The sequence below is a fragment of the Streptomyces sp. NPDC029151 genome (assembly GCF_055564315.1).
In genome coordinates this window covers 1,481,817-1,499,932 of the sequence record NZ_JBVHWQ010000001.1, presented here as the reverse complement: position 1 = coordinate 1,499,932, position 18,116 = coordinate 1,481,817, and the positions used below count along the sequence as shown (strand labels likewise).

The 18,116-nt window shown below is 74.5% G+C and carries 13 protein-coding genes and 1 pseudogene; 9 read left to right on the top strand and 5 right to left on the bottom strand.

Going from position 1 to position 18,116, the window contains the following annotated elements:
- Positions 1-122: 122 nt before the first annotated feature.
- Positions 123-890, bottom strand: a pseudogene (locus tag ACZ4VF_RS06045) (alpha/beta fold hydrolase); the annotation flags it as partial.
- Between the two features lie 152 nt (positions 891-1,042).
- Here ACZ4VF_RS06045 and cyc2 point away from each other — a divergent pair.
- Positions 1,043-3,205: a germacradienol/geosmin synthase Cyc2 gene (gene cyc2 / locus ACZ4VF_RS06040; protein ID WP_467923418.1), complete on the top strand. Its 2,163-nt coding sequence runs from the start codon at positions 1,043-1,045 to the stop codon at positions 3,203-3,205.
- A 115-nt stretch (positions 3,206-3,320) separates the two neighbouring features.
- Entirely contained in the window at positions 3,321-5,198 is a 1,878-nt protein-coding gene (gene phsA, locus ACZ4VF_RS06035) for an O-aminophenol oxidase PhsA (protein WP_467923417.1), read from the top strand.
- Positions 5,199-5,237: 39 nt separating this feature from the next.
- On the opposite strand, the gene ACZ4VF_RS06030 is transcribed toward phsA, so the two are convergent.
- Positions 5,238-5,963, bottom strand: a complete 726-nt coding sequence (locus tag ACZ4VF_RS06030; protein ID WP_467923416.1) for a CTP synthase C-terminal region-related (seleno)protein — start codon at positions 5,961-5,963, stop codon at positions 5,238-5,240.
- A gap of 93 nt (positions 5,964-6,056) precedes the next feature.
- On the opposite strand from ACZ4VF_RS06030, the gene ACZ4VF_RS06025 reads away from it, so the two are divergent.
- The 4 genes from ACZ4VF_RS06025 to ACZ4VF_RS06010 all read left to right on the top strand — a co-directional run bounded on the left by ACZ4VF_RS06025 (position 6,057) and on the right by ACZ4VF_RS06010 (position 10,663).
- Positions 6,057-6,926, top strand: coding sequence for a LysR family transcriptional regulator (locus tag ACZ4VF_RS06025; RefSeq protein ID WP_467923415.1), 870 nt, complete (start codon positions 6,057-6,059; stop codon positions 6,924-6,926).
- An 805-nt stretch (positions 6,927-7,731) separates the two neighbouring features.
- Complete coding sequence (locus ACZ4VF_RS06020) at positions 7,732-8,307, top strand: PDZ domain-containing protein (protein WP_467923414.1); 576 nt, start codon at positions 7,732-7,734, stop codon at positions 8,305-8,307.
- Positions 8,308-8,550: 243 nt separating this feature from the next.
- Positions 8,551-9,678, top strand: a complete 1,128-nt coding sequence (locus ACZ4VF_RS06015) for a M24 family metallopeptidase (RefSeq protein ID WP_467923413.1) — start codon at positions 8,551-8,553, stop codon at positions 9,676-9,678.
- Positions 9,679-9,727: 49 nt separating this feature from the next.
- Complete coding sequence (locus ACZ4VF_RS06010; RefSeq protein ID WP_467923412.1) at positions 9,728-10,663, top strand: aminoglycoside phosphotransferase family protein; 936 nt, start codon at positions 9,728-9,730, stop codon at positions 10,661-10,663.
- 44 nt (positions 10,664-10,707) lie between these two features.
- On the opposite strand, the gene treZ is transcribed toward ACZ4VF_RS06010, so the two are convergent.
- Positions 10,708-12,453 (bottom strand): malto-oligosyltrehalose trehalohydrolase, encoded by a 1,746-nt coding sequence (gene treZ, locus ACZ4VF_RS06005; protein ID WP_467923411.1) that lies wholly within the window; start codon positions 12,451-12,453, stop codon positions 10,708-10,710.
- Between the two features lie 177 nt (positions 12,454-12,630).
- Here treZ and ACZ4VF_RS06000 point away from each other — a divergent pair, with 177 nt between their 5' ends.
- Positions 12,631-13,182 (top strand): FHA domain-containing protein, encoded by a 552-nt coding sequence (locus ACZ4VF_RS06000; protein ID WP_467923410.1) that lies wholly within the window; start codon positions 12,631-12,633, stop codon positions 13,180-13,182.
- A gap of 223 nt (positions 13,183-13,405) precedes the next feature.
- Positions 13,406-13,819, top strand: a complete 414-nt coding sequence (locus ACZ4VF_RS05995; protein WP_467923409.1) for an SSI family serine proteinase inhibitor — start codon at positions 13,406-13,408, stop codon at positions 13,817-13,819.
- Positions 13,820-13,846: 27 nt separating this feature from the next.
- Here the strand turns inward: ACZ4VF_RS05995 and ACZ4VF_RS05990 are convergent, their stop codons facing one another.
- On the bottom strand, positions 13,847-15,097 hold the full coding sequence (locus ACZ4VF_RS05990) for a M14 family zinc carboxypeptidase (protein ID WP_467923408.1): 1,251 nt from the start codon (positions 15,095-15,097) through the stop codon (positions 13,847-13,849).
- 138 nt (positions 15,098-15,235) lie between these two features.
- Positions 15,236-16,732 (bottom strand): dihydrolipoyl dehydrogenase, encoded by a 1,497-nt coding sequence (lpdA, locus tag ACZ4VF_RS05985; protein ID WP_467923407.1) that lies wholly within the window; start codon positions 16,730-16,732, stop codon positions 15,236-15,238.
- 87 nt (positions 16,733-16,819) lie between these two features.
- On the opposite strand from lpdA, the gene ACZ4VF_RS05980 reads away from it, so the two are divergent.
- Complete coding sequence (locus ACZ4VF_RS05980; protein ID WP_467923406.1) at positions 16,820-17,779, top strand: LysR family transcriptional regulator; 960 nt, start codon at positions 16,820-16,822, stop codon at positions 17,777-17,779.
- The last annotated feature ends 337 nt before the right edge of the window (positions 17,780-18,116 follow it).

The following is an 18,116-nucleotide window of genomic DNA, read 5'->3' as shown; positions in this document are numbered from 1 at the left end:
CGGCCCTCGACCGGCGCGCCGGCTTCGACGGCTTCCACCGCTTCGACGGCTTCGACCGTACCGACTGCCGGGGCCGTCTCCCGGGCCGTATCCGTCCCGTCCGTCCCGTCGGTCCCGTCGGTCCCGTCCGTCCGCAGGAAGTCCTCGACGGTGCGGATCAGTTCCAGCGGGGTCTCGTCCATCGCGTAGTGGCCGGCACCGGGCAGTACGGCGAGCCGCGCGCGCGGGTACCAGGAGATCCACGTCTGCTGCATGACCTCCGGCGACAGCGCGGGGTCGAGCGCGCCGGCCACGGCGAGCGCCGGCACCTCGCTGCCCACGACGTCCGCGCTGAAGTCCTCGCCCGCCCACGAGTCCAGCCAGGCCCGGAACGCCTTGGCGTCGCTGCGCTCCAGCGAGCGGGCGACCATCCGGTCCAGCCAGGCGGCGGGCCTGCGGCCCCCGGTGGTGACGTCGATGATCACCCGCCGGTACTCCGCCCGGTGCGCCGCCTCCCTGAACAACGTCCCCTGCTCACCGGCCAGCGGCATCCCCGAGGCGGGCACCGGCGACACGCCGACGATCCGGCGTACCCGGTGCGGGGCCACGGCGAGCAGCCGCTGCGCCACCGCGCCGCCCATGGAGTGCCCGACCACCGAGAACCGCTCCCAGCCGAGCCGGTCCGCCAGCTCCACCAGGTCCACGGCCGCCTCCGCCGTCGTGTACGCGCCCGTGGCGTCCCGGGCCTCGCCGTAGCCGCGCAGATCGACCAGCGCGTAGGTGAAGGACGCGCGGTCCAGGTCCGGCAGGACGGGCGCGTAGGCCGACCGGTCGGCGAACCAGCCGTGCACGGCGAACACCTTGTGGGCGCCGCCGCCGTGCACCTCGTGGGGCAGTGCGAAGGAGGTCATGCGCTTACCGTGGCCCCCGCGCGCGGGCACGGCAAGAGCACCAACGCCACAAACCCCCGCCGGAGTTCCAGGTTTCGCGGACCGTTCACGCGATGGTGTGATCATGTGCCGGGGTTCGGATGGAGATCCGGCACCCCGGGTAGGGCCCGGCCATGACGCAGCCGTTCGAACTCCCGCACTTCTACATTCCGTACCCGGCCCGGCTCAACCCGCACCTGGACGAGGCCCGTGCCCACTCGACCGCGTGGGCACGGAAGACGGGCATGCTGGAAGGCTCCGGGATCTGGGACCAGGCCGACCTGGAGGCGCACGACTACGGCCTCCTGTGCGCCTACACCCATCCCGACTGCGACGGACCCGCCCTCTCCCTGATCACCGACTGGTACGTGTGGGTGTTCTTCTTCGACGACCACTTCCTCGACATGTACAAGCGCACCCAGGACCGTGCCGCCGGCAAGGCGCACCTGGACCGCCTTCCGCTGTTCATGCCGCTCGACCTCGCCACCCCCGTCCCGGAGCCGGAGAATCCGGTGGAGGCCGGGCTGAAGGACCTCTGGGCGCGGACCGTGCCGTCGATGTCCGTGGACTGGCGGCGCCGCTTCTCCGTCGCCACCGAGCACCTGCTCAACGAGTCGATGTGGGAGCTGTCCAACATCAACGAGGGGCGCATCGCCAACCCCGTCGAGTACATCGAGATGCGCCGCAAGGTCGGCGGCGCGCCCTGGTCGTCCGGGCTCGTGGAGTACGCGACCGCCGAGGTGCCCGCCGCGGTCGCCGGCACCCGGCCGCTGCGCGTCCTCATGGAGACCTTCTCCGACGCCGTCCACCTGCGCAACGACCTGTTCTCCTACCAGCGCGAGGTCGAGGACGAGGGCGAGAACAGCAACGGCGTGCTCGTCCTGGAGAAGTTCTTCGGCTGCTCCACGCAGGAGGCCGCCGACATCGTCAACGACGTCCTCACCTCGCGGCTGCACCAGTTCGAGCACACCGCGCTCACCGAGGTCCCCGCCGTCGCCCTGGAGACGGGCCTCACCCCCGGTGAGGTCGCCGCGGTCGCCGCCTACACCAAGGGGCTCCAGGACTGGCAGTCCGGCGGCCACGAGTGGCACCTGCGCTCCAGCCGGTACATGAACAAGGGCGCGCGGCCCGACTCGCCCTGGCGGCCGAAGAGCGGACCCGGCACCTCCGCCGCCGACGTCGGCGCCCTCCTCGCCTCGGCCGCCCAGGAACGCCTGCGCGCCTACACCCACGTGCCCTACCAGAAGGTCGGCCCGTCCCGCGTCCCCGACCTGTACATGCCCTTCGAGGTGCGGCTCAGCCCCCACCTGGACACGGCCCGCGGCCACCTCGTCGACTGGTGCCACCGCATGGGCATCCTCCAGGAGGGCGTCTGGGACGAGGACAAGCTCGCCGCGTACGACCTCGCCCTGTGCTCCGCCGGCCTGGACCCGGACGCCACCCCCGAGGCCCTCGACCTCAGCGCGCGGTGGCTCGCCTGGGGAACGTACGGCGACGACTACTACCCGCTCGTCCACGGCCACCGCCGGGACCTGGCCGCCGCCCGCCTGTCCACGGCCCGGCTGTCGCGGTGCATGCCCGTCGAGGGCGAGCCGACGGTCGTCCCCGGCGACGCCATGGAACGCGCGCTGATCGACCTCTGGACGCGCACCACGGCGGAGATGACCACCGACGAGCGCCGCACCCTCAAGGCCACCGTCGACACCATGACCGAGAGCTGGGTGTGGGAGCTGTCCAACCACCTCCAGAACCGTGTCCCCGACCCGGTCGACTACCTGGAGATGCGCCGAGCCACCTTCGGCTCCGACCTCACCCTGAGCATGTGCCGGATGGGCCACGGGCCGGCGATCCCCGCCGAGGTGTACGCCAGCGGCCCGGTGCGCTCGCTGGAGAACGCCGCCATCGACTACGCCTGCCTGCTCAACGACGTCTTCTCGTACCAGAAGGAGATCGAGTACGAGGGCGAGATCCACAACGGCGTCCTCGTCGTGCAGAACTTCTTCGGCGTGGACTATCCGGCCGCGCTCGCCGTCGTCCACGACCTGATGACCCAGCGCATGGAGCAGTTCGAGCACGTGATCCAACACGAACTCCCGGTGCTCTGCGACGACTTGCAGTTGTCGCGGGAGGCGCGGACCGCGATGGCCGGCTATGTGCTCGATCTGCAGAACTGGCTGGCCGGCATCCTCCACTGGCACCGGAGCGTCGACCGCTACAAGGCCGAATGGCTCGGCCGCCGCGCCCACGGCTTCCTGCCCGGCCGCGCGCCCGCCGTACCCGCCCTGACGCTCGGCTGACGGTCACCGAAACTTCTCGTACGGAATGGGGTGTTCAGGGAACTTCGGTGAGTCCTCGGCAGTCTTGTGGAGTAAGGGGAAGAACAGACCACGAACACCGGGGGGGTGCTCGGCCTTGACCGAGACCATCGAGAGGCTCACCGAAGAGACCACAGGGGAGAAGACGTCCGCCGCCGCGGGCGAACTGACCCCGTACGTCGCGCCGTTAACCGTGCCGCCACTCCTGCGGCCCGCCCACGGCGACGTCCTGCGCGAGACCGAGATCGCGCTGCGCCCGACCTGGGTGCGCCTGCACCCGCAGCTCCCGCCGACCCTCATGTGGGGTTACGACGGGCACGTGCCGGGCCCGACCATCGAGGTGCGGCGCGGACAGCGCGTCCGCATCGCCTGGACCAACCGCATTCCCAAGGACAGCGAGTACCCGGTCACCTCGGTGGAGGTGCCGCTGCGCACCGACGGCCGCCCGCAGGCCACCACCGAGCCCGGCCGCGAGGGCGTCGAGCCGAACAAGGACGTCGCCGCCCTGCCCGCCTGGTCCGTGACCCACCTGCACGGCGCGCAGACCGGCGGGGGCAACGACGGCTGGGCGGACAACGCCGTCGGCCACGGCGACGCCCAGCTGTCGGAGTACCCGAACGACCACCAGGCGGTGCAGTGGTGGTACCACGACCACGCCATGAACATCACCCGGTGGAACGTGATGGCGGGCCTGTACGGCACCTACCTCGTCCGGGACGACGAGGAGGACGCCCTCCACCTGCCCTCCGGCGAGCGCGAGATCCCGCTGCTCATCGCCGACCGCAACCTGGACACCGACGAGGACGGCCGCCTCAACGGCCGGCTGCTGCACAAGACGGTGATCGTCCAGGAGAAGAACCCGGAGACGGGCAAGCCGGTCTCCGTCCCGTTCAGCGGCCCGTACACCACGGTCAACGGCCGCATCTGGCCCTACGCCGACGTGGACCCGGCCTGGTACCGCTTCCGGCTGGTCAACGCCTCCAACGCGCGCATCTTCGACCTCGTCCTCATCGACGAGGACGGCGAGCCGGTGCCGGGCATCGTCCACCAGATCGGCAGCGACGGCGGGCTGCTGCCGCGCCCGGTGCCGGTCGACTTCGACGAGCGGCTGCCCGCCCTCACCGCCGCGCCGGCCGAGCGCTTCGACCTGCTGGTGGACTTCCGCGGCCTGGCCGGGCGCACCCTCCGCCTGGTGAACAAGGGCCCCAACCAGCCCGCGGGCGTGCCCGACGCGGCCGGTGACGTGCCCTGCCCGGACGTGCTGGAGTTCCGGGTCCGGGACACCTGCGAGGAGGACGCCTTCGAACTGCCGGAGGTGCTCTCCAACTCCTTCCGCCGCCTCACCCACGACATCCCGCACGGCCACCGCCTGGTCCTGCTCACCCCGCCCACCACCAAGGGCGCCGGCGGGCACCCCGAGATCTGGGAGATGACCGAGGTCCAGGACGCCTCCGGGCTGCGGTTGCCGGCCGAGGGGATCGTCCAGGTCACCGGACCCGACGGCACCACGAAGACGTACCGCCGCACCGCGCGGACCTTCAACGACGGGCTCGGCTTCACCATCGCCGAGGGCAGCCACGAGCAGTGGAGCTTCCTCAACCTCGCGCCCATCGTGCACCCCATGCACATCCACCTGGCCGACTTCCAGCTGCTGGGCCGGGACGCCTACGACGTCTCCGGCTTCGACCCGGCGCTCGGCGGCACCCGCACCCCGATCCGGTACGACGCGGGGACGGCGACACCGCTCGCGCCCAACGAGCGCGGCCACAAGGACGTCTTCCGCGTCCCGGGCAGCCAGATGCTGCGGGTCATGGGCCGCTTCGACGGCGCGTACGGCCGGTTCATGTACCACTGCCACCTGCTGGAGCACGAGGACATGGGCATGATGCGGCCCTTCGTCGTCATGCCGCGGGAGGCCCTGAAGTTCGACCACGGTGGGGCGCACGGCGGCCACGGCGAGGGCCACACGGGCTGACAGCGCTCCAGGGCGGCCGCGGGTGCCGGCCTGCGGGCGTCACACCGGCCGGGCGACGGCCCCGGACGCCGCGTGCTCGACCGCGGCGCGCGCCAGGGCCCGGATCATCGGGTGCGGCCGCGAGCCGTCGCCGGCCAGTTCCGGCTGGAACAGCGAGGCCAGGAAGAACGGATGGCCGGGCAGCTCGGCCATCCGGACCTGGCCGTCCTCGTCGTGGCCGGAGAACCGCAGCCCGTGGGCGCGGAGCGTGTCGAGGTGGCGCGTGGGGCCGTAGGCGCAGAAGTACCGCTCCACCGTGCGCGCCGAGCCGATCACGGACGCGGCCAGCGAGCCGGGTTCCACCGCCACCGCGGCCTCGTGACCCACCAGCGAGCAGGCCAGCGGCTCGATGAGCGGGTCCTCGGCGTCCGGGTCGTTCTCGGCGTGCGCCACCGCGGTCAGCCCGCACACGTCACGGGCGTACTCCAGCAGCGCGTGCTGGAAGCCGCCGCACGTGCCCAGGAACGGGATGCCCTCCTCGCGCGCGGTGCGCACCGCCGCGAGGACGCCCGCCTCACTGCGGTACGGGCTGCCCGGAAGCACCCACACGGCGTCGAACCCGCGTACCGCGCCCTCGGTCGCGGCGTCCTGCGAGGAGATCCAGTACGCGTCCAGGACCAGCCGGTCACGGGCGGCCAGGGCGTCCAGCAGGAGCGGGACGCGGGTGTGCGAGACGACGTGCGGGGAGCGGTCGCCGACGAGGGCGAGGGTGGCGGTGTTCGTCATGGCCACCATCCTCGGTACGCCGGGTGGTTCACGTCCAACGATGGTTCCTGCACGGTCGATAAGCACTGCTGATGGAGTGACATGCTGGGCGGCATGGACCCCCATCTGCTCCGCACGTACGTCACCGTGGCGCGTCTCGCCTCCTTCTCGGAGGCCGCGCGCGAGCTGGGCTACACCCAGTCCGCGGTCTCCCAGCACATCGCCGCCCTCGAACAGGACCTGGGCGCACCGCTGCTGACCCGCCGGCCGGTCGCGCCCACGGCAGCGGGCGAACGGCTGCTGGAGCACGCGGGTCCGCTGCTGCTGCGGCTCGACGCGGCCCGCGCCGAGGTCGTCCGCATGGCTGCCGCGCCCCAGCACGGCCTGACCCTCGTCACCACCGCGACCGCGCTCGGCCCCGCCGTCCTCCGTGCGCTCCCGCCCGCCGGCGTCACCCTGCGCGTCCTCACCCGCGCGGAGATCCCCGCCGCCGTCGCCACGGGCGCCGCCGACCTCGGCCTCGTCGACGGGCCGGCCGCGCCGAGCGATCCGCTGCGGCTGCCCGACGTGGCACCGCTGACCACGCACGGGGTCGCCGAGGAACCCGTGAGCGTCCTGCTGCCCGCAGGCCATCCCCTCGCCGGCCGCCCCGGCCTGCGCCTCGGCGACCTCCGCGACGCCCGCTGGCTCGACGCGCCCGACGCGGCACTCCCGCTGGCGCACCTGCGCGCCGCGACCGAGGGCGGCGGCGCCTTCCGGCCCTCCCTGCGCTACGAGGGCACCGACATCCGCACCCTCACCGCCCTCACGGCGGCCGGACACGGCCTCGCCCTGCTGCCCCGCTCGGCGGCCACCGCCGTCCCCGGCACGGTCGCCGTCCCCCTGACCGCGCCCCGCCTCGTCCACCGCACGGAACTCCTCCACGGCGGCAGCCCCGGGGGAGCGGCGGCGGAGGTGGTACGGCGGCTTCTGAACGAGCGGTGAGCGCGCCGGGGCCGGTGGGGTGAGCTGGGGGCGCCGGGGCTGGCGGGACAGCGGAGGGGGCGCCGAGCCGGTGGGGGAGCCGAGGGTGTGTCGGGACCGGGTGAGGAGAGCTGGCGGTGTGTCGGGACCGGGTGAGGAGAGCTGGCGGTGTGTCGGGACCGGGTGAGGAGAGCTGGGGGTGTGTCGGGGCCGGTGGGGGAGCTGGGGGTGTGTCGGGGCCGGTGGGGGAGCTGGGGGTGTGTCGGGGCCGGGTGGGGTGAGCTGGGGGTGTGTCGGGACCGGTGGGGGAGCTGGGGGTGTGTCGGGGCCGGGTGGGGTGAGCTGGGGGTGTGTCGGGACCGGTGGGGGAGCTGGGGGTGCGTCGGGGCCGGGTGAGGAGAGCTGAGGGGGCGCCGGACCGGTGGGGGGAGCCGGGGGTGCGTCGGGACCGGTCAGGAGAGCTGAGGGGGCGCCGAGCCGGTGGGGGGAGCAGGGGGGTGTCGGGACCGGCGGGAGAGCCGAGGGTGCGTCGGGACCGGCAGGGGAGCCGAGGGGCGCCGGAGCCGTTGAGGAGAGCCGAGGGGGCGCCGGTCGGTGGACCGGCCCGTGGGTTACGGCACCGTGCCCGCCCGCCCGCCCGTTCCGCCCCGGCGTCGGCCGCATCACCGCCGTTCCGGCCGGTCCCCGCCGCCACGGCCGGTCGCGTATCGGCCCGCGCGCCCCCTCGGGGCTCACTACCCTCGGCCGGCCTTCGGCCATTCTCACTCGTTCGTGTCTCGTCGCGGCCCGCCGCTCCGGGTAGGCACCAGCCGGAGGCGAGCGAACCATGGAACAGACTGCGTTGCGTCCCAAGCCGATCCCCGGCCAGGACCGGCGGGACGACGGCACCGCCGGCACCACCGCCACGGCCGGCCCCGCCCGCCGGCCGCACGCCGCTCCCCGGCGCGGACGGCGGCTGCGGACCGTGCTGGTCGGCGTCTGCGCCGGCACCGCGCTGGTGCTCTCCGGCGTCGGCATCGGCACCGTCGGCGCCACGGTGATCGGCATGGGCCGGCTCGCCGACCTGCGGCACCAGGCCCCGCCGTCGGCCCCTTCGGCCGCCCCCACCGCCGTACCGGCCCCCGCTCCCGCCGCCCCCGGCGCCACACTGGGTGTCGAGGTCGTCGACGCCGAGAAGGCGGGCGCGCTGGTGGTGGGCGTGCACGTGCCCGGCCCCGGTTACGCGGCCGGCCTGGTCCGCGGGGACGTGGTCCTGCAGTTCGGCGCCGCCCGGGTCGACACCGCCGCCGACCTCGCCCGCGCCGTCACCCGGGCCCGCACCGGGAAGGCGGTCCTGCTCACCGTGCGCCACCGCAGCGGCGGCTACCAGCAGTTGTCGGTGGCGCCCGGCCTGGTCACCTGACCGCGCCGCGTCCGCACGGCTCCCGGTCCCGCACACGCCACGGAACCCGCTGGTCACCGTCCGTCCCGCGCGTCATCATGGGCCCATGCGGAGTTCCTTCACCACGGACCGCGCACCGGCGGGACGCCGGACCGCGGGACCTGCTCGCGTGGCCCCGCCCGGGCGGGCAGGATGCCGCCCGGGACGCCGGCGCGCCACACCGCCCGCCCCGCTGCCTTCTCCCGCCCGCGCCCGGAGGTCCGGATGACCGGTAGTACGCCCGCGCCCTTCACCGCCGCCGACTACAGGTCCCGTATGGAGCGCGCCGCGCGCGCCGCCGCCGACGCCGGCCTCGCCGGGTTGCTCGTGGCCCCGGGACCGGACATGGTGTGGCTCACCGGCTACACCCCCACCGCGGTCACCGAACGGCTCACCGTGCTGGTCCTCGCCCCCGGCCGGGACCCCGTCCTGGTCGTGCCCACGCTGGAGGCCCCGGACGCGGAGCAGGCCACCGGCGCCGCCGCGCTGACCCTGCGCGACTGGACCGACGGGAAGGACCCCTACGCCGTCACCGCCGGTCTCCTGGACGGCCGCGGCCGGTTCGGCATCAGCGACAACACCTGGGCGATGCACCTGCTGGGCCTCCAGCGGACCCTGCCCGACACCTCCTACGCCTCCCTCACCGACGCCCTGCCCATGCTGCGCGCGGTGAAGGACGCGGCCGAGCTGGACCTCCTGGCAGCCGCCGGAGCGGCCGCGGACGCCACGTTCGAGGAGATCCGGAAGGTTTCCTTCGCCGGCCGCCGCGAGTCCGACGTCGGCCAGGACCTCGCCGGTCTGCTGCGCCGCTTCGGCCACTCCCAGGTCGACTTCACCATCGTCGGCTCCGGCCCGAACGGCGCCAACCCGCACCACGAGGTCGGCGACCGGGTGATCCGGCCCGGCGACATGGTCGTCCTCGACTTCGGCGGCCTGATGGACGGCTACGGCTCCGACACCACCCGCACGGTCCACGTCGGCGAGCCGACCGAGGAGGAGCGCCGGGTCCACGACGTGGTGCGCGCAGCCCAGGAGGCCGGCGTCCAGGCCGTACGCCCGGGCGTGGCCTGCCAGGACGTCGACCGCGCGGCCCGCGCGGTGATCACCGACGCCGGGTACGGCGAGTACTTCATCCACCGCACCGGGCACGGCATCGGCGTCACCACGCACGAGCCGCCGTACATGATCGAGGGCGAGGAGCAGCCGCTCGTGCCCGGCATGTGCTTCTCCGTGGAACCCGGCGTCTATCTGCCCGGCCGCTTCGGCGTGCGCATCGAGGACATCGTCACGGTCACCGAGGACGGCGCACGCCGCCTCAACAACACCACCCGTGAGATGGTCATAGTGGACTGACAGGCCCAGGAGACCTCGCGACGACACCCGGAACGGCTACCCCCGACCCATGACCCAGGCACCGACCCCCACCGCGGACACCGTCCGCAGACTGGTCCGTTCGCTGCTCAAGGAGGGCGACGACGGCACCGGTGGGCCCGAAGTGCGGCCCGTGACGGAGGACCGCGAGCACACCTGGTGGGTCGGCGGCCGCCATGTGCTGCGCCTCGCCCCGGACCGCGAGGCCTCCGTCCGCCGCCGCCGGGAACTGCGCCTGCGCGACGTGGTCCGCCCGCATCTGCCGGTCGCCGTGCCGACCAGCGTCGCGCACGGCGACTGGGCGCCCGGCCTCGCCTACACGCTCGACACCCGGGTGCCCGGCGGCACGGCCGACGAGTACGACGTCTCCGCCGTCGGCGAGGCGGACCTCGCCGGGCTGCTCGGCGGACTGCGCGCGGTGCCCGTACGCCAGGCCGAGACGCTCGGTGTGCCGCGGGTCGCGCCGCGCTCGCTGGAGGCGCTGCGCCGGATGGCCGTGCACGCGGCCGAACGGCTCGCCGCCGCCGACGAGTTCGACGCCGCCCGGCTGCACCAGCTCACCCCGCCCGGCGCGGCCCAGCTCGCCGCGCAGCCCGGCACCGCCGTCCTCACCCACCACGGGCTGACCGGCGCGCACGTGGTGGTCAGCGCCGACGGCCGGGTGCGCGGCATCCTGGACTGGACCGCGGCGGCCCTCGGCGACCCGGCCGAGGACATCGCCGGGCTCGCCGTCGCCGCCGGCTCCCCGGCGGCCGTCCGCGCCGCCACCCTCGCCGGCTACGGCGCCCGCCCCTGCCTGCGCGGCCTGTGGCTGGCCCGCTGCGACACCGTCATCCGCCTCACCGCGTACCTGGAGGGCCGGACGACCGGTTCCCTGCTCCTCCTGCGGACCCAGCTGCGGCGCGTCTGGGAGCCGATCCTGCTGGAGCGGGTGACGGACTTCCCGGAGGACGAACCGGAGCCCTGACGGGCCGCGGCGGCCCGTCAGGACGGTGTCGCACCGACGGCTCGTCAGGGCTGCGTCAGCACCACGCACGACTCCCCGGGCACCTGGAGCAGCCCGTCGGGGCCCGGAGCCTCCACCGGGTCCCAGGCGGCGAGGACCTCCACCCGGCCGGTGCCCAGCGGGATCGCCGCCTCCTCCTTGCCCAGGTTCACCGCCACCCGTACGTCCCCGCGCCGGAAGGCCAGCCAGCGGGCGTCCGCGTCGTAGGCGACCTTGGTGTCGGCGAGGTCGGGGTCGGTGAGGTCGGGGTGTTCCCGGCGCAGCGCGATCAGCCGGCGGTACCAGTCCAGCACGCGCGCGTGGGGCTCGCGTTCCGGCTCCGACCAGTCCAGGCAGGACCGCTCCCGGGTCGCCGGGTCCTGCGGGTCGGGCACGTCCTCCTCGGCCCACCCGTGCGCGGCGAACTCGCGCCGCCTGCCCCGCCGTACCGCCTCGGCCAGCTCGGGGTCGGTGTGGTCGGTGAAGAACTGCCAGGGCGTGCCCGCCGCCCACTCCTCGCCCATGAACAGCATCGGCGTGAACGGCGCGGTCAGCGTCAGCGTGGCCGCACAGGCCAGCAGGCCGGGGGAGAGGTGCGCGGCGAGCCGGTCGCCCTGGGCGCGGTTGCCGACCTGGTCGTGGGTCTGGCTGTAGCCGAGCAGCCGGTGCCCGCCCACCCGCGAGCGGTCCAGCGGGCGGCCGTGGCGGCGGCCCCGGAAGCTGGACCACGTGCCGTCGTGGAACCAGCCGCCGGTGAGGGTCTTGGCGAGCGCGGCGAACGGAGCCCGGGCGAAGTCGGCGTAGTAGCCCTGCGACTCCCCGGTCAGCGCGGTGTGCAGGGCGTGGTGGAAGTCGTCGTTCCACTGGGCGTGCAGCCCCAGGCCGTTCTCCGCGCGCGGGGTGATGAACCGCGGGTTGTTCATGTCCGACTCGGCGATCAGGAACAGCGGCCTGCCGACCTCGGCGGCCAGGTCGTCCACGGCGGCCGACAGCTCCTCCAGGAAGTGGCACGCGCGCGTGTCGTACAGCGCGTGCACCGCGTCCAGCCGCAGCCCGTCGATCCGGTAGTCCCGCAGCCACGCCAGCGCGCTGCCGAGGAGGAACGCGCGCACCTCGTCCGAGCCGGGCGCGTCCAGGTTCACCGCCGTGCCCCACGGCGTGGTGTGCGTGTCCGTGAAGTACGGCCCAAACGACGGGAGATGGTTGCCCGACGGGCCCAAGTGGTTGTGCACGACGTCCAGCACGACGCCCAGCCCGAGTCCCTGCGCCCGGTCGACGAAGCGTTTCAGTGCCTCGGGGCCGCCGTACGGCTCGTGCACCGCCCACAGCGACACCCCCTCGTAGCCCCAGCCGTGCCGCCCCGGGAAAGGACACAGCGGCATCAACTCCACGTGAGTCACACCCAGTTCCACCAGGTGCTCCAGCCGCTCGGCGGCGGCGTCCAGGGTGCCCTCGCGGGTGTACGTGCCCACGTGCAGCTCGTACAGCACCGCGCCCGGCAGCCCACGCCCCGCCCACCGCGCGCGCCACTGGTGGCGGCCGTGGTCCACGACGGCGCTCAGCCCGTCCGGGCCGTCCGGCTGGCGGCGTGAGCGGGGGTCGGGCAGCACGGGGCCGTCGTCCAGCGCGAAGCCGTACCGTGCGCCGTCCCCCGCCTCCGCCTCGCCCGTCCACCAGCCCTCGCGCGCGGGATCGCGCGCCAACGCGCGCGTGGTGCCCTCGCAATGGAGCGTCACTCGGTCTGCCTGCGGTGCCCACACCTCGAACTGCACGGACGGTTCCCCTTCGTCTGCTCACCGTGATGTCCCGCGGTCCCATCGTGCCGTCCCGGACGATCGATCCGCTTTCGAATCGGTCCTTTGCCGGCAGGTGTCGTGGAAGTACCCGCATATCGGCACCGGTTCCGCGTTTTCTGGACACCCGGACTCCACTGCCCGACAATCACCAGCGTGACGTCGTCCTTCGAGTTCTCCACCTACCCCGCGCGCCTGTCCGACGCGGAGCGGGACAAGGCGCTGCAGGCGCTGCGCGACGGCGTCGCCCTGGGCCGGCTCTCGCACGACACGTTCGTGCGCCGCATGGAGCTGGCGCTCGCCGCGCGCCACTCCGACGAACTCGCCGCCCTGGTCGCCGACCTGCCCCGGGAGAACCGGTTTTCCCGCGCGGTCCTCGGCACCGTGGAGGCCGTCTCCGGGTTCACCGTGCGGCTGCGCCGGGCCTGGCAGGCCGAGCGACTGCCCAAGCTGCTGCTGCCGCACCCCGCGCACACCCATCCGCTGCGCATCGGCCGCGACCCCGCGAACGGGCTGCGCCTGAACCACGAGACCGTCTCCCGGGTGCACGCCGAACTGCGCCACCAGGGCGGCCTGTGGGTCCTGAGGGACCTCGGCTCGACCAACGGAACCACCGTCAACGGCCGCCGGGTGGTCGGGGCGGTCGCCGTCCGTGAGGGCGACCAGGTCGGCTTCGGCCGCATGGCGTTCCGGCTCACGGCGCCCTGAGCGGTCCTCCCGGGCCGGCTGGACGGTGCCGTGGACCGTCCTTCCTCCTGGGCCGGCTGACCGTCCCCCTGGGCCGGCTGACCGTCCTCCTGGGCCGGCTGACCGTCCCCCTGGACCGGTCGGGCCGGACCGTTCGAACGGGCGGTCGGACACGCGCGGGTGCGGGGTCCCGATCGGGTGAGCCGCACTGCGGATGCCGGGCCGCCGTGCCGATGGAACGGGCATGACGTATCTCACCAGAACGGCAGCGGCGGCCGGCGCCCTGCTGGCCGCCGTCGGCCTCCTCACCGCGGGCCCGGCCCGGGCCGCCTCCCGTGACACCCATACCGGCAACTGGCTCCACCTGACGGTCGCCAAGGGCGTCGCCCGGTCCGGTGACGCCCCCGGCGCGCTGCTGCTGTGCGACCCGCCCCTGGGGCATGCCCACGCGACCGAGGCCTGCGCCGAACTGGACGCCGTCGACGGGAACATCGACCGCATCCCGGCCGCGCACGTCTTCTGCCCGATGATCTTCGCCCCGGTGACCGCCCACGCGCGCGGGCGCTGGAACGGCCGCTGGGTCCACTTCGAGGAGACGTACAGCAGCGCGTGCGTCATGAAGGCGCGCACGGGATCCGTGTTCCGGCTGGACGGCTGACCGGCGCACCCCGGGAGCGGGGACGGCTCAGGCCTCCTGCTCCCGGGCCTGCTGCGCCGCCACCAGCACCGTCCGGGACTGGTGCTCCACCTGGTGCTCCAACGGCACCCAGCGGGCTCGGAACCGCTCCGCGAAGGCGTCGCACCAGTCGGCGACGAGCCGCTCAAGGCGCGGCGCCGCCCGGTCGTCCGTCTCCCGCAGCACCCGCAGCAGCATCGCCGCGGCCCGCAGCGGCAGCCGCCGCCCGAAGGCGTCCACACTGCCGACGTACGCCATCGTCGTGCTCGCCGGGGAGGTGTGCACCCAGTCCTCGGCCAGGCCCGGGATGAGCCCCAGCGCCCAGCGCGCGGCCCGCAGGAGCGGCCCGTCCACGCCCTCCAGCCGGGGCAGCGCGTCGGCGAGGACGCGCTCCACCTCGCACGCGTCCCGCAGCAGCCGCCCGGCCAGCCGGCGCATGGCCGCCGCCGGCGCCGGGTGCGGCGCCGGGTCGTCCACCAGGTCGCTGGCCCACATCGGCACCTCCACCACGGCCGTCAGGCCGCCGTACCGGTGCGCGTGGTACCAGGTGCTGTGCCGGGCGTCGTCCGGCATGCTCGGGTAGGCCACGCCGGTCTCCGGGCCGGGCATCACGTGCACCCCGGGGCCGGAGGCCGGCCAGCCCGCCGCGTCCGACGCCCCCGTCTCCACCGGAATGTGCAGCTCCGCGGCCGACTTGGCGAACGGCTCGGCGAGGCCGGGGACGTCCTTGGTCAGCTGCACCCAGCTGCCGCCCAGATCGGTGCCGTGCAAGGTCACCTGGAGGTACGGGCGCAGCTCGTCGATGACCCCGGTCAGCGCCCGTGTCTCGGGCGGCAGCCGGTCCGGCGGCAGCACGGCGGGCGACCACTCCGGCTGTTCCGCGCCCGTCGGCCGGTAGAAGCCGAGGTGGTAGTCGAGCAGGCTGCGCGGCGCCGGGGTCACGTGCAGACTCGCGCCGTCCGGGTCCGCGCACAGCAGGAAGTGCCAGGAGGTGTCGGCCCGCAACTCCCTTTCCTCCAGCACTCTTTCGGCGAGCACCCGCAGCGTGGAACCGCCCGTCGGCTCGTTGGCGTGCGCACCCGCCACCACGAGCACGGCACGGCGGGCGTGTCCCACCGACAGCAGGTGCAGGGGTCTTCCCGCGCGCGAGAGGCCCACCTGGCGCAGCGCGCACAGCCCGGGTTCCCGGGCCGCCAACGCGCGCGCGGAGGACACCAGTTCGGGAACGCTGGGATAGCGCAGCTCCGGCAGTGGACTCACCCCCGACTTGTCCGCCCGGCCTCGCCCTCCCAGTCCCCCACGCGGCGGGGGAACTGTCAAGCGTACGGCGGGGGAGGCTCCCGGGGGCGCCCGGACGCGGTGGCCCGCCCCCCGTACGGGCCACCGCGCACCGAGGGCTCACTGCTGGTGCAGACCGCGCCCCGCGAGCGTCAGGAACACCTCGCCCACCGCCTCCGACAGCGTGGGGTGCGCGTGCACGTGCCGGGCCACGTCCGCGGGCTCGGCGTCCCAGCCGACGATCAGCTGGCTCTCGGCGATCATCTCCGACACGTGCGGGCCGACCAGGTGGACGCCGAGCACCTGTCCGCCGCCGGCCTCCGCCACCACCTTCACCATGCCGCCCTGCCCGTGCACCATCCCCTTGGCGACGGCGGTCAGCGGCATGGTGTTGACGTCGGCGTCGTGCCCGCGCGCGCGTGCCTCGGCCTCGGTCAGCCCGACCGAGGCGGTCTGCGGCGAGGAGTACGTCACCCGGGGCACGGCCGCGTAGTCGACCGGCGCCGGCTCCAGCCCGGCCAGCGTCTCGGCCACCAGCAGGCCCTCCGCGAACGAGGCGTGGGCGAGACCGAGCGAAGGCGGCGGCAGCAGGTCGCCGACGACGTGGACGCCCGGCACGGCCGTCTCCAGCCGGCGCCAGTCCGCCGGTACGACGAACCCCCGCTCGTCCGTCGTCAGGCCGGCCGCCTCCAGGCCCAGCCCCCCGGTGACCGGTGCCCGGCCCACCGCGACCAGCAGCCGGTCCGCCGTCACCGTCCGGGTCTCCCCCCGCGCCGTGCGCACGCGCGCGCGTACGCCGTCGTCCAGCACTTCCGCGTCGAGCAGCCGCGCACCCGCCTGCACGTCGATCCCGCGCTTCTTCAGGCCGCGCGTCAGATGCCGGCTGACGTCGGTGTCCTCCAGCGGCACGATCCGGTCGGCGGCCTCCACCAGGGTGACCTCCGCGCCCATGGACCGGTGGAAGGAGGCGTACTCCGCACCGATCGCGCCCCCGCCCAGCACGAGGACGGACGCGGGGAGCCCCGGCGCGAACAGTGCGTCGTCGCTGGTCACCACGCGCCGCCCGTCGGGCGCGAGCCCCGGGAGCGTGCGCGGGCGTGAGCCGGTCGCGAGGACAATTCCGCGGCGCGCGGTCAGGTCGCGCACGCCGTGCACGACATCGCCGTGCGCGCCCCCGTCGGCGGCGTTCCCGTCACCCGCGCCACCGGCACCCGCGCGCACGCCCTCCACACGCACCGTGCGCGTCCCCGTCAGCCGTGCGCTGCCCCGCACCACCCGCACGCCCGCGTGCGCGAGATGCGCCTCCACGCCCTTGTGGTTGCGCGCCACGATGTCGTCCCGGGTGGCCACCAGCGCGCCCCAGTCGACGGAATCCACCGTCGCCTTCACGCCCCAGCGCTCGCGGGCCTCGGTGATCCCGTCGACCAGTTCGGCGGCCTGCAGCATCGCCTTGCTCGGGATGCAGCCCCGGTGCAGGCACGTCCCGCCGACCTTGTCGCGTTCCACGAGGACGACGTCCAGCCCCAGGGAGGCGGCACGCAGAGCGGTGCCGTAGCCGCCGGTGCCGCCGCCGATGACGATCACGTCGGATGTATGGATGCCCGTATCGATGGTCATGGCATCCACCCTCCGTTCCCCCTTGTCATGAGTCCAAGGCAATGTTCTTGTGGAATCCATGCATGATCCTTATGGGAGGGCGTGAGGGTGAGCCTGCGTCAGATGGAGTACTTCGTGACGGTCGTCGAGGAGGCGTCGTTCACCCGTGCGGCGGACGCCCTGCACGTCACCCAGCCCGCGCTCTCCCACCAGATCAAGGCGCTGGAGAGGTCGGTCGGCGGCGCCCTGCTGGAGCGCCTGCCCCGGGGCGTACGCCTCACCCCCATGGGCCGCGCCTTCCTGCCGCACGCCGAACTCGCCGTCCGCAGCGCCGCGCAGGCCCGCCGCGCCGCCCGCGCCACCGTCGGCGCCGAGGGCGGCGAACTGCATGTCGCCGCCCTGCACTCCATCGCGGTCGGTGCCCTGCCCGACGTCTTCGCCCGCTGGCGCGCTGCCCACCCCAGGGTCCTGCTGCGCCTGCACGAGTACGCCACCGCCGAGGCCCTGGAGGAGGCCGTGCAGCGCGGCACCGCCGACCTCGCCGTCGGCCCCGAACCCGCCGGCCGGCCCGGCACCGTCGTGCCCGTCGGCGAGGAGGAACTGGTCCTCGTCGTGCCCTTCGACGACCGGTTCGCGGGCCGTACGACGGTCACCCTCCCGGAACTCGCCGACCGCCCCTGGATCCGCTGCGCCATGGAACCGGTCGTGCACGGCGAGCGCTTCCTGGACTGGGCTTGCGGGAAGGCCGGCTTCCGCCCCCGGACGGCCGTATGGACCGAGCACACCTCGACCGCCGTCCGCATGGCCGCGGCCGGCGTCGGCGTGTGCACCGCGCCCGCCCACCTCGTACGCGGCGCCGTCGGCGAGGACTGCGTCGTCCTGACCCCCGACCCCGCCTGGAAGCGCTCCCTGGCCGTCTACGCGCGCGTGCCGCCCATCGGGGCCGCCGCGGCCTTCGTGGACCTCCTGCGCGCCACCTGGCCGGCCCTGAGCGCCCCTGGACCGCACGAGGACTGCGAACTCTCCGCCGTACCGGCCCCCCGGCCCCCTCGGCCCGCGGCCACCTGAACCGTGTGGCCTGCGGCCGCCTGGCTTCTCCGGCTAGTGGACGACTGACCTCTTCGGCGTGGGGCCCCCGGCCGCCTCGGCCCGCGGCCACCTGAACCCTGTGGCCTGCGGCCGCCTGGCTTCTCCGGCTAGTGGGCGCCTCACCTCTTCGGCGTGGGGCCGCCTGGTCTCTACGGCTCGTGGCCGCCCGGCTCCTTCGGCCGCCGGGCCGCCTGACCTTTTCGGATAGAGGCCGCCTGGCTCCTTCGCCCCCCGGGCCGTCCGACCTTTTCGGCGTGGGGCCACCGAAGTCCTTCGGCCCCGGGCGCCTGACCTTTTCGGCGTGGGGCCACCGGAC